Source organism: Asticcacaulis solisilvae (genome assembly GCF_052327315.1).
Taxonomy (GTDB): Bacteria; Pseudomonadota; Alphaproteobacteria; order Caulobacterales; family Caulobacteraceae; genus Asticcacaulis; species Asticcacaulis solisilvae_B.
This window is the reverse complement of record NZ_CP166196.1, coordinates 3,916,155-3,931,695: the sequence shown is the minus strand read 5'-3', so window position 1 is coordinate 3,931,695 and position 15,541 is coordinate 3,916,155. Positions and strand designations below refer to the sequence as shown.

At 63.8% G+C, this 15,541-nt stretch carries 15 protein-coding genes; 12 read left to right on the top strand and 3 right to left on the bottom strand.

Features of this window, described 5'->3' with window-relative positions; translation table 11 throughout:
- Positions 1-3 precede the first annotated feature (3 nt).
- Together mtgA and AB8717_RS18410 are read left to right on the top strand one after the other, a co-directional pair.
- Positions 4-819 carry a monofunctional biosynthetic peptidoglycan transglycosylase gene (gene mtgA, locus AB8717_RS18415; protein WP_443748776.1) on the top strand — a complete coding sequence of 272 codons (816 nt, stop codon included), beginning with the start codon at positions 4-6 and terminating at the stop codon, positions 817-819.
- A gap of 64 nt (positions 820-883) precedes the next feature.
- Positions 884-2,764: a M2 family metallopeptidase gene (locus AB8717_RS18410; protein ID WP_443748775.1), complete on the top strand. Its 1,881-nt coding sequence runs from the start codon at positions 884-886 to the stop codon at positions 2,762-2,764.
- 139 nt (positions 2,765-2,903) lie between these two features.
- On the opposite strand, the gene AB8717_RS18405 is transcribed toward AB8717_RS18410, so the two are convergent.
- Positions 2,904-3,842, bottom strand: a complete 939-nt coding sequence (locus AB8717_RS18405; RefSeq protein ID WP_443748774.1) for an isopenicillin N synthase family dioxygenase — start codon at positions 3,840-3,842, stop codon at positions 2,904-2,906.
- Between the two features lie 303 nt (positions 3,843-4,145).
- Here AB8717_RS18405 and AB8717_RS18400 point away from each other — a divergent pair, with 303 nt between their 5' ends.
- From AB8717_RS18400 to pseI, 6 genes are all read left to right on the top strand, one after another.
- The gene (locus AB8717_RS18400; protein ID WP_443748773.1) at positions 4,146-5,936 is read left to right on the top strand and encodes a S1 family peptidase; all 1,791 of its coding nucleotides are present in this window, start codon (positions 4,146-4,148) and stop codon (positions 5,934-5,936) included.
- A gap of 166 nt (positions 5,937-6,102) precedes the next feature.
- Complete coding sequence (locus AB8717_RS18395; protein WP_443748772.1) at positions 6,103-6,765, top strand: OmpA family protein; 663 nt, start codon at positions 6,103-6,105, stop codon at positions 6,763-6,765.
- A gap of 76 nt (positions 6,766-6,841) precedes the next feature.
- Positions 6,842-7,618, top strand: a complete 777-nt coding sequence (locus AB8717_RS18390) for a WecB/TagA/CpsF family glycosyltransferase (protein ID WP_443748771.1) — start codon at positions 6,842-6,844, stop codon at positions 7,616-7,618.
- Positions 7,619-7,695: 77 nt separating this feature from the next.
- Positions 7,696-8,748 (top strand): UDP-N-acetylglucosamine 4,6-dehydratase (inverting), encoded by a 1,053-nt coding sequence (pseB, locus tag AB8717_RS18385; RefSeq protein WP_443748770.1) that lies wholly within the window; start codon positions 7,696-7,698, stop codon positions 8,746-8,748.
- Positions 8,749-8,751: 3 nt separating this feature from the next.
- Positions 8,752-9,948: a UDP-4-amino-4,6-dideoxy-N-acetyl-beta-L-altrosamine transaminase gene (gene pseC / locus AB8717_RS18380; RefSeq protein ID WP_443748769.1), complete on the top strand. Its 1,197-nt coding sequence runs from the start codon at positions 8,752-8,754 to the stop codon at positions 9,946-9,948.
- Positions 9,932-10,990 (top strand): pseudaminic acid synthase, encoded by a 1,059-nt coding sequence (gene pseI / locus AB8717_RS18375; RefSeq protein ID WP_443748768.1) that lies wholly within the window; start codon positions 9,932-9,934, stop codon positions 10,988-10,990. The genes pseC and pseI overlap by 17 nt, the downstream gene beginning before the upstream one ends.
- Here the strand turns inward: pseI and AB8717_RS18370 are convergent.
- Positions 10,987-11,835 carry a pirin family protein gene (locus AB8717_RS18370; protein ID WP_443748767.1) on the bottom strand — a complete coding sequence of 283 codons (849 nt, stop codon included), beginning with the start codon at positions 11,833-11,835 and terminating at the stop codon, positions 10,987-10,989. The two genes, pseI and AB8717_RS18370, sit on opposite strands and share 4 nt — an antisense overlap.
- Positions 11,836-11,922: 87 nt before the next feature.
- Between AB8717_RS18370 and AB8717_RS18365 the strand changes: the two genes are divergently transcribed.
- The 3 genes from AB8717_RS18365 to AB8717_RS18355 all read left to right on the top strand — a co-directional run bounded on the left by AB8717_RS18365 (position 11,923) and on the right by AB8717_RS18355 (position 13,767).
- The gene (locus tag AB8717_RS18365; RefSeq protein ID WP_443748766.1) at positions 11,923-12,552 is read left to right on the top strand and encodes a trimeric intracellular cation channel family protein; all 630 of its coding nucleotides are present in this window, start codon (positions 11,923-11,925) and stop codon (positions 12,550-12,552) included.
- A gap of 45 nt (positions 12,553-12,597) precedes the next feature.
- On the top strand, positions 12,598-13,095 hold the full coding sequence (locus AB8717_RS18360; RefSeq protein ID WP_443748765.1) for a GlcG/HbpS family heme-binding protein: 498 nt from the start codon (positions 12,598-12,600) through the stop codon (positions 13,093-13,095).
- Between the two features lie 63 nt (positions 13,096-13,158).
- Positions 13,159-13,767, top strand: coding sequence for a glycine zipper 2TM domain-containing protein (locus AB8717_RS18355; RefSeq protein WP_443748764.1), 609 nt, complete (start codon positions 13,159-13,161; stop codon positions 13,765-13,767).
- A gap of 1 nt (position 13,768) precedes the next feature.
- Here AB8717_RS18355 and pseF read toward each other — a convergent pair whose 3' ends face one another.
- On the bottom strand, positions 13,769-14,461 hold the full coding sequence (gene pseF, locus AB8717_RS18350; protein WP_443748763.1) for a pseudaminic acid cytidylyltransferase: 693 nt from the start codon (positions 14,459-14,461) through the stop codon (positions 13,769-13,771).
- 62 nt (positions 14,462-14,523) lie between these two features.
- On the opposite strand from pseF, the gene pseG reads away from it, so the two are divergent.
- Positions 14,524-15,489, top strand: a complete 966-nt coding sequence (gene pseG, locus AB8717_RS18345; protein ID WP_443748762.1) for a UDP-2,4-diacetamido-2,4,6-trideoxy-beta-L-altropyranose hydrolase — start codon at positions 14,524-14,526, stop codon at positions 15,487-15,489.
- The last annotated feature ends 52 nt before the right edge of the window (positions 15,490-15,541 follow it).

The following is a 15,541-nucleotide window of genomic DNA, read 5'->3' as shown; positions in this document are numbered from 1 at the left end:
GTAATGAGTAACAGTGATGACGCGTTCGACAATGCCAACGGCCTCGAGGCCGGGACCCTGTACGATATGAAGCCGGCTGTCGTCGAAGCGCCGGTGCCCGATCCTTTACCGGCGCCTGTTCCCGTCGTTCGTCCGAAAAAGCGCTTCCGGCCGTTTACCTGGCTGGGCATCGTCGTCGGCGGGTTCTTCGTCTTTTCGATCCTGTCGGTCGCGGTGCACCGCTTCGTGCCCGTGCCGATCACCATACTGATGGTCGAGCGCGCCTTCCAGGGCAACGGCATCGATCACCGCTGGGTCGGCGCTGACCGGATCAGCGACAATCTCAAGGCCGCGGTGATCGCGTCCGAGGACGCCAAGTTCTGTTCCCACCAGGGCTTCGACATGGACGCGATCAAGAAGGCCGAAAAGTACAACGCCACGCACAAGAAGAAGCGCGGCGCCTCGACGATCTCGCAGCAGACCGCCAAGAACGTCTTCCTGTGGCCGGACCGGTCGTGGGTGCGCAAGGGGCTCGAGGTCTGGTACACCTTCCTGATCGAGCACATGTGGCCCAAGGACCGGATCATGACGGTCTATCTCAACAGCGTCGAATGGGGCCCGGGCATCTATGGCGCCGAGTCTGCCTCGCAGCACTGGTTCGGCCATTCCGCCGCGACGCTTTCGCCGGCCGAGGCCGCAAAGCTTGCGGCCATTTTGCCCAGCCCGTTGAAATGGAAGGCGACCCATTCCGGCCGCTATGTCAGCAAGCGGTCCGGCAGCATTCAGGCCCGCGCCGGTGTCGTCGACCGCGAGGGCTATGATGAATGCGCCGTTGACTGAAACCCTTGACGCCTGAAACCAAATAGCATTCCCTGCCAGTCCTAACCATCTGGGAGGGTTGGTCATGAAGCGTCTCTGGATCATGTCGGCGGCGTGTGCTGCGCTTTTGGGCGGTTGCGCCAGCACCTCGGCGACCGTGACGCCGCCGCCGGTCGCGGACAATACGCCTCCGCCGGCCCAGCCCGCGCCGCCTCCGCCGCCCGCCGGGCCGACCGCGGAGGACGCCAGGGCCTATGTCGACAGCGCCGAAAAGACCCTGGCCGAGCTGTCGGAATACGACAATCGCGTGCAGTGGGTGCGCTCGACCTTCATCAATTACGATACCGAGTGGCTGCAGACCAAGGCCGACGCGGCGCTGAATGCGGCCACCGTCAAGCTGGCGGTCGGCGCGGCGAAATTCAACGATATCGATGTCGACCCGGTGACGCGGCGCAAGCTGAACCTGCTGCGCCTGTCGCAGGTCCTGCCGGCCGAGGACAAACCCGGTGCCGCAGAGGATCTGGCGGCGGTGTCGACGCGGCTGGATTCGACCTATTCGACGGGCAAGTTCCAGTACAAGGGCAAGACCTACAACCTCGATGATGCGTCGAACGTTTTGGCGTCTTCGCGCGATCCGGTGACCTTGCGCGCCATGTGGGAAGGCTGGCGCACGACGTCGGCGCCGATGAAGGACGACTACGAAAAGCTGGCCCAGCTGTCGAACGCCGGCGCGCAGGGGCTGGGCTACAAGGACACGGGCGCCTTGTGGCGGTCGGGATACGACATGGACCCGGACGCCTTTGCCGCCGAGACCGACAAGCTTTGGGGCCAGGTCGCGCCGTTTTACAAGAACCTGCACTGCTATGTGCGGCGCAAGCTCAATGAAAAATACGGCGATGCCGTCCAGCCGAAGTTCGGGCCTATCCGCGCCGACCTGCTGGGCAATATGTGGGCCCAGGACTGGTCGAACATCTACGACGTGGTGGCGCCGAAAAATATTCGTTCGTCGTACAGCCTCGACAAGCTGCTGACGGCGAAGAAGTACGACCCGGTCAAGATGGTCAAGACAGGTGAGGGCTTCTATACCTCGCTGGGCTTTGCGCCCCTGCCCGCGACCTTCTGGGACCGGTCCCTGATCGCCCGGCCGAAGGATCGCGAGGTGGTGTGTCACGCCTCGGCCTGGGACGTCGACAACCTGTCCGATGTGCGGGTGAAGGCGTGTCTCCAGATCAATGGCGAGGACTTCTATACGGTCCACCATGAGCTGGGGCATAATTTCTACCAGCGCGCCTATGCCGATCAGCCGTACCTGTTCAAGAACGGCGCCAATGACGGCTTCCACGAGGCGATCGGCGATTTCATCGGCTTGTCGTCGGTGACGCCGACCTATCTCAACCAGATCGGCTTGCTGGACAAGGTTCCGGATTCGCGGGAGGACATCCCGTACCTGCTGAAGATGGCTTTGCAGAAGATCGCCTTCCTGCCGTTCGGGGTCGAGGTCGACCGTTGGCGCTGGGAAGTGTTTTCGGGCAAGATCACCAAGGCGGAATATAATCGCCGTTGGTGGGAGCTGGTGAATCAGTACCAGGGCATGGTGCCGCCGGGCGAACGTCCGGCTTCGGCTTTCGATCCGGGCGCCAAGTATCACGTGGCGGCCTCGGTGCCCTATACGCGCTATTTCCTGGCCGAGATCCTGCAGTTCCAGTTCCAGCGCGCGGCCTGCCAGCAGATGGGCTGGAAGGGTCCGCTGCATCGCTGCTCGATCTATAACGAGAAGGCGGTGGGCGAGCGGCTGAACGCCATGCTGGCCATGGGGCAGTCCAAGCCCTGGCCGGATGCCCTGGAGACTTTCACCGGTCAGCGCGAGATGGATGCGACGGCGATCAGCGATTATTTCGCGCCGCTGAATGCGTGGCTGGAGGAGGAGAACAAGGGGCAGACGTGCGGGTGGGAGAGCGCGATCTAGCTCGGTCTGACAAACGGGGTTTGGGGCCTGTGGCCCCAAGTCTTCCTTATTCAATAAAAAAGGCCTGTCCCTTTCAGGGCAGGCCTTTTTTATTGAATAAGAAAAGGTTTGTGGGGTCACGGACCCCACGCCCCATTCGCTAGGCCAGCTTGATCTCCTTCAACCGCTCCTGCAGGAAGTCCTCCGCCATGATCGGTTCCGGGAACTGGTTCGGGCGCTCGTCCGAAATGCAGTTCGGCAGGGTCTTGATGACGTAGTCCGGATTGAAGTGCAGGAAAAACGGCGTCGAATAGCGCGAGAAATCCTTGCGCGCCTCGGCCGGATTGACCACGCGGTGCTGTGTCGACGGCAGGAAACCGTTGGTCAGGCGCGACAGCATGTCGCCGACATTGATGACGATGCAGTCTTCCGGCGGCGTGATCGGCAACCAGCGGCCGTCGCGATCCAGCAACTGCAAACCCGGTTCCTCGGCGCCCAAAAGCAGCGTGATAACGTTGATGTCGCCGTGCGCGCCTGCGCGGACCGACTCGCCCGGCGTCGTCACCGGTGGGTAATGCAGAAGACGCAGCACCGAATTGCCCAGTTGGACCTTATCGGCAAAGAAGTCCGCATCCAGCCCTGTATACAGCGCGATCGCCCGCAACACCTTCTGGCCCAGGGCGTCCAGCGCCGAATACAGGCCCGCCACGCTATCATGGAAATCCGCCACTTCGGCCGGCCAGATATTGTCGCGCATATAGTGGCGATACGGGTGCTCCGGCGGCAGGTAACGGCCGGTGTGCCAGAATTCCTTCAGGTCGTGGTGGGTATAGCCCTTGGCCGTCTCGACACCGAACGGCGTATAGCCGCGCGCCCCGCCGCCGCCCTTGATGTGGTAGCTGCGCTTGACGTCCTCCGGCAAGGCGAAGAAGGCCTTTGTCGCATTCAGGGCGCGCTCCATCAGCACGGGGTCGATGCCGTGCCCGCCCAGAACCGCGAAACCGTAGCGCTGGAACGACCCGCCCAGCGCTTGCGAAAAGGCGCCGAAATCCTGGTCGTAAAGCGTCAAAGGAACGGGCGGAATGGCGGATTCGGGCATGTGCGGGACCTTCGATACAAACGAAACCACGGCTTAACCCTGCTCCTCCGTACGATCAAGTCCGGTGGAGTTTTTGTTTGTGGCTGCGCCGACCGTTGTTTCGCGATGTTGGCGCGAAAAACCGCTGACACTTTCGCACATCGCTCCGGTGGTCCCGCGCCAAATTACCACAGTGATCCGAAAGCTTCAGCCGGGGGATGATTTTCGGTCAAAACTTCGCTATTAACCCTTCTGAAACACGCGCGCGTCCAAAGCGTGAACGGCCAGGTGGTGGGCCGGGGCTTAAAATGGGATTTCTGCACAGTGGCGTCTAAGGCGGGCGAGGGTCTGCAACTCCTTAAACATGCGCGGTTTTTCGCTGCCGCCGCGGTCGTCTGCCTGGGCCTCGTGGCGCTGGCAACGCTGCCCCACCATGTGCGCGCAGCCGAAGGCGATGCGAATCAGTCGCTGAGCCAGATGGTCGATCCCGACCTGCAACCCGTCAACTCCACCAAGGCCCTCAAGACAGCCGAACAATCGGTCGTCCGCGTCCTGGTCGTCTATCGCGGTTTCGGCGGCGTGCCCCTCGACACGGTCGGCATGGGGTCCGGCTTCGTCGTGGCGCCCAATACCATCGTCACCAACTACCATGTCGTCCAGGTGCCGCCGGAAGCGGCGTCGGCGGACGTCTATATCGTCCCGCACAAGGATTCCGGCGCCGGTTACCAGCACGTCCAGTTGCTCAAGTCGTGGACCGAAGGCGACATGGCGCTGCTGCACGCCGACAACCTCAAGATCGCGCCGCTCAAGCTCTTCCTCAGCCCGTACAAGAACGAACGCGTCGTTTCTATGGGCTATCCCGACGTCACCGACCACCTGCTGAACCGCTCCGGCACCGCGCTGCTCGAACCGGCCGACGCCTATGTGACCCAGGGCTCGATCGCGCTGTTCGCCGGCTCGAACCCCGACGGCTCCAAGGTCGATACCGTCTTCCATACCGCGCCGATCAACCACGGCAATTCCGGTGGCCCGCTGCTCAACGAATGCGGCCAGGTCGTGGGCGTCAACACCTGGACGGCCCCGTCGACCGTATCGGCCGGCGGCGATGTCGATATCTCGGCCGGCCAGTTCGTCGCCACGCATGTCTCGGCGCTCAACACCTTCCTGGCCTCGGCCGGCATCCCCCCCACCGTGGTGTCGACGCCGTGCTACGCCAAGACCGAAGACGAAATCACCAAGGACGACGCCCTGACCAAGGCGCTCAATGCCGCGGCCCAGGCCCAGGCGTCACGCCTTGACGAGCAGAAGAAGGCCGAAGCCGACCGCGTGGCGCTGGAGCGCTGGCAACTGGCGGCCATGGTGCTCCTGTCGGCCCTGGTCCTGGTGCTGATCGGCCTGATCGTCCGCCGCGAAATCCGCCACCGCCACGAAATCCACGTCAAGGAAAGCGCGCCGACCGCCTTTTCGGCCGAGCCGCCGCAAAAGGCCAGGCCCGCCGCCAAGCCGGCCAAGGTCAAGGCCGAAAAAGCGCCGCGCACCGGTCCGAAGCATCCGATCCCCTGGGGCTGGATCCTGCTGGGCCTGGTCACCGTCGTGGTCGTCGTCGTTATCCTGCTGAAATACCACGATATCGACGTGCGCCTGACCGCACCGAAGGCGCCGGCGCCGGTCGCCAGCATGGCCAAGGTTCATATGATGTGTGAGGTCGACAAGGCGGCTTCGGTCAATCCGGCCCAGGCTGCGCCGCCGATCGAATTCGACTTCGACGCCGACCACGCCTGCATCAACGGACGGACGCAGTACGAACATCAGGCTAATGGTGCGCTGGTTCGTTTTACGGTCAACAAGGATCAGCCGGTCGCGGCGCGCCTGGAATTGTCGGCCGACGGTGCAACCTTCAAGCGCGCCTCGTACCGCCTCGACGCCGCCCGCTACAAGGCCTACCTGGACCAGTACGAAGCCCTGGGCTCTTTACGCTGCTCGGCGCACGACGATGCCGCGGCCACGGCTGCGCTGAACGACAACCTTGCCAAGGTGCGGTCGTTGTCGCAGTCGTACCTGACGGGCGCGCCCGAAAGTGAAACGGTCTGGCGCTGCCATCATAACGACGGCTAAACCCCTTTCATGTTGCGTTCATAATCAAGACTTTAGGCTCGAAATCAGGTTCGGGCCGTATCGCCGTGCGATGGAATCGCACTGACTTTTTATAATGCCCTGGGGCTGAAATTATGGGACGCGCGCCGTAGAAGCGGTCCACGCGTCCGAAGGTGAGAGGACAAATATGCGTAAAATCATTCTGGTGGCCACGGCATCGGCATTTCTTCTGGCGGGTTGTACCACGGTCGACGAATCGAACGGCCTGCGCACCCATTCCAATACCAAGACGGGCGCCCTGATCGGCGCAGGCATCGGTGCGGTCGCCGGCGCCGTGTCGAACAAGAAGGGCGACCAGGCCCGCAAGAACGCCATGATCGGCGCGGGTATCGGCGCCCTGGCCGGCGCCGGTGTCGGCGCCTACATGGACAAGCAACAGGCCGACCTGCGCCGTCAGCTGGCCGGCAGCGGCGTGTCGGTGACGCGCTCGGGCGAGAACATCGTGCTCAACATGCCCAGCGACGTGACCTTCCGTACGGGCTCGGCCGATATCGACCAGCGCTTCTTCCCGGTGCTCGACGAAGTGGCGCAAATTCTGGCCCAATACCCGGCGACCTATATCGACGTGGTTGGCCACGCGGACAGCCAGGGTACGGATGCCTATAATCTCGACCTGTCGGAACGCCGCGCCAACGCCACGGCGGCCTACCTGGCCAACCACAAGGTCAAGTCCGAGCGCATCTACATCGCCGGCATGGGTGAGCGCCAGCCGATCGCGTCGAACGCTACGCCTGAGGGCCGCGCCAAGAACCGCCGCGTGGAAATCACACTCCGTCCAATGACGGATTAAGCTCTGAAAGAGGGTAAACGCCTGTTTACCCTAAGCTTTCAGTCTATCTAAAACACAATTGCGTAGTCTGGCGGGCATGGATATTCCAGCCCGCCTTTCGCTTCTTGGTGCACAGGTCGACGTCATCACGCCGGCCTATGTCATGGATTTCATCGGCCAGCGCATCGCCGGCGGCCGCCGGGCGATCGTCGCCAACCATAATCTGCACAGCCTCTATCTCTTTCAGAAATCGGCCGAGATGCGCGCCTTCTACGATCGCGCCGACCTGATAGAGATCGATTCCATGCCGATGATCGCGTGGGGCCGGCTGCTGGGCTTCGACCTGTCGCGAGAGCACCGCTGCACCTATCTCGATTTCCGCGAAGATTTCTGGGCACTGGCCGAAAGCAGGGGCTGGCGGGTCTACCATATCGGCGGTGTCGCCGATCATAACGAGGCGTCGCGCGCCGCCATCCAGAAGCGCTACCCGCGCGTCCACCTCGATGTCCGCGACGGCTATTTCGATATCAATGGCTCGGGCAATGAGCTGATCCTGGCCGACATCGCTGATAAGCGTCCTGATGTGCTGCTGGTCGGCATGGGCATGCCGCGCCAGGAGCATTGGATTCTGAAGAATTACGAGCGCTTGCCCGACTGCGTTATCCTGCCCGTAGGCGCGGCGTTCGACTATGAAGCCGGCGTCGCCTATACGCCGCCGCGCTGGACCGGGCGCCTTGGCCTGGAATGGCTGGTGCGCTTCGTCCATGAACCCAAACGCCTGTTCGAGCGTTACTTCGTCGAGCCGTGGACGCTGATCCCGCAGGCTCTGCGCGATGTATTCCGGCGTCCTCGCGCGCAACACGCAGCAGAGTAGCGTTAACCTAATTTTGGGGGCGTTGTTCCATTATGCGGCGAGCCGGGCCAAAGCCCGCAAACCGTTCAGGACCGCCAATGAGTACTCCGCCGTATCGCGACTTCGCTCCGCAGATGGACCCGGTGAAAGGCAAGACCGTGCTGATCACCGGCGGGACCGGCAGCTTCGGGCGCCGCCTGGTGCAAAGCCTGCTCCGCGACTTCGAGCCGAAGAAGGTCATCATCCTGTCGCGCGACGAGCTCAAGCAGTACGAGATGAAGAACGAACTGGAAGAGATGTTCGCCGCCGACAAGATGGCGAAGATGCGCTTCTTCCTGGGCGACGTCCGCGACCGCAACCGCCTGCTGCTGGCCTTCCGCGGCGTCGATATCGTCGTCCATGCCGCAGCCCTCAAACAGGTGCCGGCCGCCGAATACAATCCGTCGGAATGCATCGCCACCAATATCAATGGCGCCGAAAACGTCGTGGCGGCCTGCCTGTCGAACCGTGTCCAGCGCGTCGTTGCGCTGTCGACCGACAAGGCATGCTCGCCGATCAACCTCTACGGCGCTACTAAGCTGGCCTCGGACAAGATCTTCGTCGCCGCCAACAACCTGTCGGGCGACATCGGCACGCGTTTCTGCGTCGTGCGCTACGGCAATGTCGTGGGGTCGCGCGGCTCGGTCGTGCCCTTCTTCAAGCGCCTGCTGGCGCAGGGCGCCAAGGAATTGCCGATCACCGATCCGCGCATGACGCGCTTCTGGATCTCGCTGGATCAGGGCGTGGCCTTCGTGCTGTCGTGCATGGAGCTGACCCAGGGCGGCGAAATCTTCGTGCCCAAGATCCCGGCGACGCTCGTCACCGACCTGGCGATCGCCATGGCGCCCAAGGTCAAGCAGACCGTGGTGGGTATCCGCCCGGGTGAAAAGCTGCACGAGATGATGATCTCGGCCGACGATTCGCGCTCGACCTACGAGCTTGACGACCGATACGTCATCGAGCCGGAATTCGTCGAATATACGCGCAAGTCGTTCGCCAAGGTGCGTGGATCGAAGAAGGTCCCTGAGGGCTTCTCCTACGCCAGCGATAACAATCCCGAACAGCTCGACGCAGCGGGTATCCTCGGCATGATGAAGGCCTATCTGGATTAAGTCATGGCGGGTTTTCTTCCCTATGGCCGCCAGTCGATCGATCAATCCGACATAGATGCGGTGGTCGAAACCCTGCGTTCCGACTATCTGACGACGGGCCCTGCGGTCGATCGCTTCGAGCGCGACCTGGCCGCAGCCGTGGGCGCCAAGCACGCCGTTGTTGTCGCCAACGGTACGGCGGCCCTGCATATCGCCGCCCTGACGCAAGACCTGAAACCGGACGACGCCGTCATCGTGCCGTCTATCACCTTTGCGGCGTCAGCCAACTGCATCGCCTATTGCGGCGCTCAGGTGGTGTTCGCCGACGTCGATCCCGATACCGGCCTGATTACCGACGACGCCTTCGATGAGGCGCTTTCCGCCATCGGCCCGGACCATCGCTTTGCCGGCGCCATTCCCGTCCATTATGCCGGCCGCGCCGTCGATCTGGCGCATATCTCGGCCGTTTGCCGCGACCGAGGCGCCTTCCTGATCGAAGACGCCTGCCACGCCATCGGCACGACCGGCCCGCAAGGCGCGATCGGCGCCTGCGACGCCGCGGACATGGCGGTCTTCTCCTTCCACCCGGTCAAGACCCTGACGACGGGCGAGGGTGGGGCGGTGACGACGAATGATCCTGAGCTTGCCCGCCGCCTGCGCCTGCTGCGCAGCCATGGCATCGAGCGCGATCCCGGTCATTTCGAAGGCCTGGGCTATGACGGCGACGCCAATAATGGCCCCTGGGTCTACGAAATGCAGGCCTTGGGGTTCAATTATCGTCTGCCTGACCTCAACTGTGCGCTGGGTAGCGCGCAGCTGAAACGCCTGCCGCAGTTCATGGCGCGCCGTGCTACTCTGGTCGAGCGCTATCACGAGGCGCTGTCCGCCACCAACCTGCCGGCGCGCTGGGCGCCGTCGGAAGGGCAAAAGCCGACCTTCCACCTGTTCGCCGTGTCGATCGATTTCGAGGCGCTCGGCACAACGCGCACCGCCGTCATGCAGGGCTTGCGCGATCGCGGAATCGGCAGCCAGGTCCATTACATTCCGGTCCACCGCCAGCCTTACTGGCAGACGCGCGCGCTTTCGCAGCGCGACCTGCCGGGGGCCGACCAATATTACCGCACGACCCTGTCGCTGCCGCTCTATGCCGATATGGACGACGGCGATCCGGCGCGCGTCGTGGCCGCGCTCAGCGAGGTGCTCGATGTCCAAGCCGTATGAAATCTCGATCGCCGGCCGCAAGATCGGTGCCGCGCACGAGCCGTATATTATCTGCGAGCTGTCGGGCAACCATAATGGCAGCCTCGACCGCGCCCTGGCCCTGGTCGACGCCGCCGCCGATACCGGCTGCGACGCCATCAAGCTGCAGACCTATACGGCCGACACCATAACGATGAAGTCCGACCGCCCGGAGTTTCAGCTCAAGGGCGGGCTGTGGGACGGCTATTCGCTCTACGACCTCTATGACGAAGCCCATACGCCGTGGGACTGGCACGCGCCCCTGTTCGAGCGCGCCAAACAGCGCGGCGTCACCATGTTTTCGTCGCCCTTCGACGACACCGCGGTCGATCTGCTGAACGACCTCGGCGCGCCGGCCTTCAAGATCGCATCGTTCGAGCTGATCGACCTGCCGCTGGTCGCCTATGCCGCCTCCAAGGGCAAGCCGCTGATCATGTCGACCGGCATGGCCAATGCCGACGAGATCGAAGCCGCCGTGCGCACCGCCCGCCAGTACGGCACGGGCGAATTCGTCCTGCTCCATTGTGTCAGCCAGTATCCCGCCGCCATCGAGGACGCCAATGTCCGCACCGTGCCGGACCTGGGCGAACGCTTTCAATGCCCGTCCGGCCTGTCGGACCACACCTTCGGCGCCGGGGCGTCGGTGGCGTCGATCGCACTGGGCGGGTGTGTGATCGAAAAGCATTTTACCCTGGCGCGCGCCGACGGAGGTCCCGACTCCGGCTTTTCGCTTGAACCGGCGGAGTTCGCTGCGCTGGTCCGCGACTGCAAGGACGCGTGGAAGGCACTCGGCCACGTGCATTACGATACGCTGGGGTCTGAACGTACGTCAAAGACCTTCCGCCGTTCGCTCTACGTCGTCAAAGACGTCAAAAAGGGCGAACGTCTGACCAAGGAAAATGTCCGCTCGATCCGTCCCGGCCTTGGCCTGCCGCCGGTCCGGCTATGGGATGTGCTCGGCCGCACCGCCAGCCGCGACCTGACGCGCGGTGAGCCGCTGGCGAATGATATGGTTTCCGACTAACGGAACTTCCCCGACTGATAGTCGGCATAGGCCTGGTGGATTTCCGCGACCGTGTTCATGACGAACGGGCCGTGCGCCACGACGGGCTCGCGCAGGATTTCGGCGTGACCGAACAGCAGGATGGCGTCGCTGACGGCTTCGATATCGACCTGATCGCCATCGCCGAATTCGACTAGATGCCATTTGCGCACATCTGTGCCGTTGATCGCGACATCGCCGCGGACGACGTAGCAAAAGACGTCGCGATCACCCAAACCCTCGAACGCGATGCGGCCGCCGGTTGGCAGTTCCAGCGTCGTCATGAACATCCCGGTCAACGACGGGATCGGCCCGGTCGTGCCCTGCCACTCGCCCGCGATCAGGTTCAGGGTCACGCGGCCTTCGTCGGACACGATGGCGGGGATCTGGTCCTTTTGTACGCCGGTATAGCCGGGCGCGGTCATCTTCAGCCGGGCCGGCAGGTTGACCCATAGCTGGAGAATTTCCAGCGGTCCGCCCGTGCGCTTGAAATCGTCGGGCGAAATCTCGGCGTGGGTCAGCCCGCTGCCGGCGGTCATCCACTGCACGCCGCCCTTGGTGATGATGCTTTCATGGCCGGCGCTGTCCTTGTGCGCCAGGGGGCCTTCCAGCATGAAGGTCACGGTCTCGAAGCCGCGATGCGGGTGCGGACCGAAGGGCAGGCCGCGATTGTTGGGCGGATAGACCTGCGGGCCATGGTGGTTGAGGAACAGAAACGCGCCGATATGGTCGAGCGCGCGCGACGGGATCGGCCGGCGCGTCACCAGGTCGGCGATATCGTCGCGATAGGCTTCGTGGAGATTGAGGACGGGCTTGCTGACCGGCATGGGTGTCTCCGTAACGGGAACACCGGCTTACCGCTCCGGCAACAAGAAAACAACGTGAGTCCGCCCGGAATGTGATAGAGGCGCGCCATGGATGCCTTGTCGCTCTCGCTTTTCTGGCTCGACTATGCCGCCGTCGCCGTCTTTGCCGCGACCGGCGCGCTGGCGGCCGCGCGGCGCAAGCACGACATCATCACCTTTGCCTTTTTCGCCGCCATTACCGGCGTCGGCGGCGGTACGCTGCGCGACCTGTTGATCGGCGCGCCGGTCTTCTGGGTGCATCGGCCGGGCTATGTCGTGATGTGCGTGGTGACGGCGCTGATCGTCTGGTTGATGGGCAGGCGCGGCTGGCGGTTCCGCGCGCTTCTGTGGCTCGATGCGCTCGGCCTTGCCGCCTATGCGGTGGTCGGGACCGCCAAGGCGCTCAATCTCGGTGTGCCGCCGCTGTCCGCGATTATCATGGGGGTGCTGACGACGACGTTCGGCGGCATCATCCGCGATGTGCTGGCGGGCGAGCCCAACCTGCTGCTGCGGCGTGAGATCTACGTCACGGCAGCGCTGTTCGGCGCCAGCGTCTTCACCGGCTTGAAACTGGTCGGCCTCCCTTTCTGGCCGGCGGCGATCGTGGGCTTCGGGGCGGCGTTTCTGCTGCGTGCGGCGGCGATCCGCTTCAATCTGGCCCTGCCGGGCTTTCCGGGCGAACGCACAGACCTTGGCTGACGCGTCGCGCCTCCCGTGTTAGAGAGGCTGAAAAGGGAGGCTGACATGATTTTAAAGACGATGACGGTGGCGGGTTTAGTGATGCTGGGCGCCACGGCGGCATCCGCCCAGACGGCGGCGCCCGCGGCACCGGCCTATCCCACCTATGCCTATGGCCGGACGATTTCGCTGGCTGAGGCGAAGCTTGCGGCCGCCGCGGCCGAGGCCGAAGCCAAAAAGAACGGCTGGACGATGGTCATCACGATCGTCGAGCCGAATGGCGCTCAGGTCTTCTCCGAGAAGATGGACGGCACCCAGTATGGCTCGATCGAGGTGGCGCGCAAGAAGGCCGAAACGGCCGCCACCTTCCGCAAGCCGACTTCGGTCTTTCAGGAGGCGGTGAAGGGCGGCACGCTCAATTCGATTTTTACCGGCGCCATGGCGGTCGACGGTGGCGAGCCGATCATCAGCGACGGCAAGATCATTGGCGCGATCGGTGTGTCGGGCGCAGCGGGTTTTCAGGATGATCAGTGCGCCAAGGCGGGCGCGGCGGTGATCAAGTAGCGGCCATCATTCAGCCGCAAGCCTGGCCTATCGAATTTACATCCCGTATTCGAGTACCCGACCATGTCTTTTCCGACCAAATCTGTCGTGGCGATCGCGACCCTGATCCTGGCTGCCCAGCCCTTGCTGGCCATGGCGCAGGACGCGCCGCCGCGCTATCCCGACGACCGCTATTTCAACGATCGTTCGAACGATGCGCCGCGCGCCGAAGATGACGATCGCTATCCGCCGCCCGACCGCGAAGCTTACGATCAGGCGCGCAACGACCGCGACGCGCCGCCGCCGGTCGATCCGCGCGATCGCCGCTACGACGGCTATTGCTACGAGCGCAAGGACCAGGCCCGGGCCACCGGCACCATTCTGGGCGCCGTCGCCGGCGCCGCGCTGGGCAGTTCCGTGTCGCGTCATTATGACCGCGGATTCAACACGATTGCCGGCGCGATGGTGGGGGCGTCAATCGGTAATACCGTCGGCAATTCGAGTGTGACCTGCTATGGCGGCCGGTACTACGCCTATGACGAAGGCTATTACGCCCCGCCGCCTCCGCCCGAAGGCTATACGGTGGTTTATTATGAAAGCCGCCCGCCGGTCGAATATTACGAACGCGTCTATACCTACCGCGAGTATTACCCGCGCGCAGTCTATCATCGGGACTACTATCACCGTTGGTAGGTTATTGGCCCTTGAGGATCCGATAGGTCAGCTCGGCCTTTTCCCAGTCCTCGGGCGTGTCGATATCGACGACGTGCGACCGGGGCAGGACGACGGGTGCCGAGATCGGCGAGAATAGCTCTTCGCCGTTCAGGAACGCGTCCGACCAGCCCCAGTAGAACTGCGCGGCGTCGTGATAGGCGGGCTCAAGGTCCTGTGAGCGCGCGGTGCGGTTTTCCGGCCAGAACATGGCCACACCGTCGCCTTCGGTGCGGCGTAGCGCCCGCTGGATCGGGAAGCCGTAGGAGGTCACCGAAAAGGCAAAGCGCTTGCCGGGCTGCTGCAAGGCCTGCCAGCCTTCCTCCAACCGTTCGGGATCGAGCAGGGGCGCGGTGGCATAGACCAGGCAGGTGGCGTCGGGCTTCGACCCGTGCGCCGCGAACCATTCGATAGCGTGGATGACGACGGCATTGGTGCCCTGCTGGTCGTTGGCCAGCTCGGCCGGACGGACAAAGGGCGTTTCGGCGCCGTGTGCGCGCGCCACGGCGGCGATTTCGTCGTCGTCGGTCGAGACGATGACGTGGTCGAACAGGCCTGTCGCCTTCGCCGCCGCGATCGAATAGCTCAGCATCGGCCGGCCGAGAAACGGCTTGACGTTCTTGCGCGGGATGCGTTTCGAGCCGCCGCGTGCCGGGATGACGCAAAGTCTTTTCATGGCGCACAGGAAAGCGCAGGTCCGTCTATATTCCCTTAAAGGCTTGTGGCTAGGGTGGGGGCATGAAGCTTGTCATCCGCACCCAGGCCTCGAACACGATCGGACTCGGCCATTTCATGCGTTGTTTCGCCCTGGCCGAAGCCGCGCGTGCGCAGGGTCTGGCCGTGACCTTTGTGGTCAATGCCGACGCGCCGGTGCTGGACCGCGCCGCGGCGATCGGCGCGCGCGCGGTGACCGCGTCCCCGCCGGGCGGCGATTTTGCCGTCCTGGACGCCGAGGCCGCGCCGGAAGACTGGGTGATCGTCGATACCTATGCGGCCGATGCCGATTATCTGACCACCCTGTCGGCGCGGACCAGGGTCGCAGTCATCGACGATCTCGACGTGCTCGACCGTTTCGACTGCCGCGTGCTGGTCAATCCGACGCCGGCGGCGCCGAAAGAGTCCTACGCCGCCAAATCCAGGGCGAAGCTGTTGCTCGGGCCCGATTACGCCCTGGTGCGTGCCGAATTCCGCACGCCCCTCGCTGTGGCCGGCGATGGCTGCGTCACGTTGACCTTCGGGGGCAGCGACCCTACCGGCCTGACAGGGGCTGTCGCCGAACAGCTGCATGCCGCCTTGCCCGGCACTGTCATCCGCGCCATCGCCGGGCCGGCCAATCGTCATATTCCTGAATTGCAAGTCCTGGCGCGGCGCCTCGACCGCCTGCAACTGATCGTCAGCCCGCCGACCATGACCGGAGCCCTGGCCGGCAGCGCCCTGGTCGTTACGGCGGCGGGCGGCAGCGTCAACGAACTGGCGTCCCTGGGCGTGCCGGCCCTGGCCACGGTCGTCTACGACAACCAGGCGGCCTGGCTCGATGCGTGTCCTTTTCCCACGATCGACGCCCGCGCGGGTATCCCAAAGGATTTCGCAACCGAGGTTGCCGCCCTGATGACCGATCCCGTTCGGCGTCAGGCCATCGCACGAACCGCGCACGGCATTGTCGACGGGCAGGGCGTCTTCCGCATCCTTGAAGCGTTACGATAAAATTGCCGTGACGGGTAACGCGGGGCGTCTCCCGGGCGTATAAGGCGGTGTT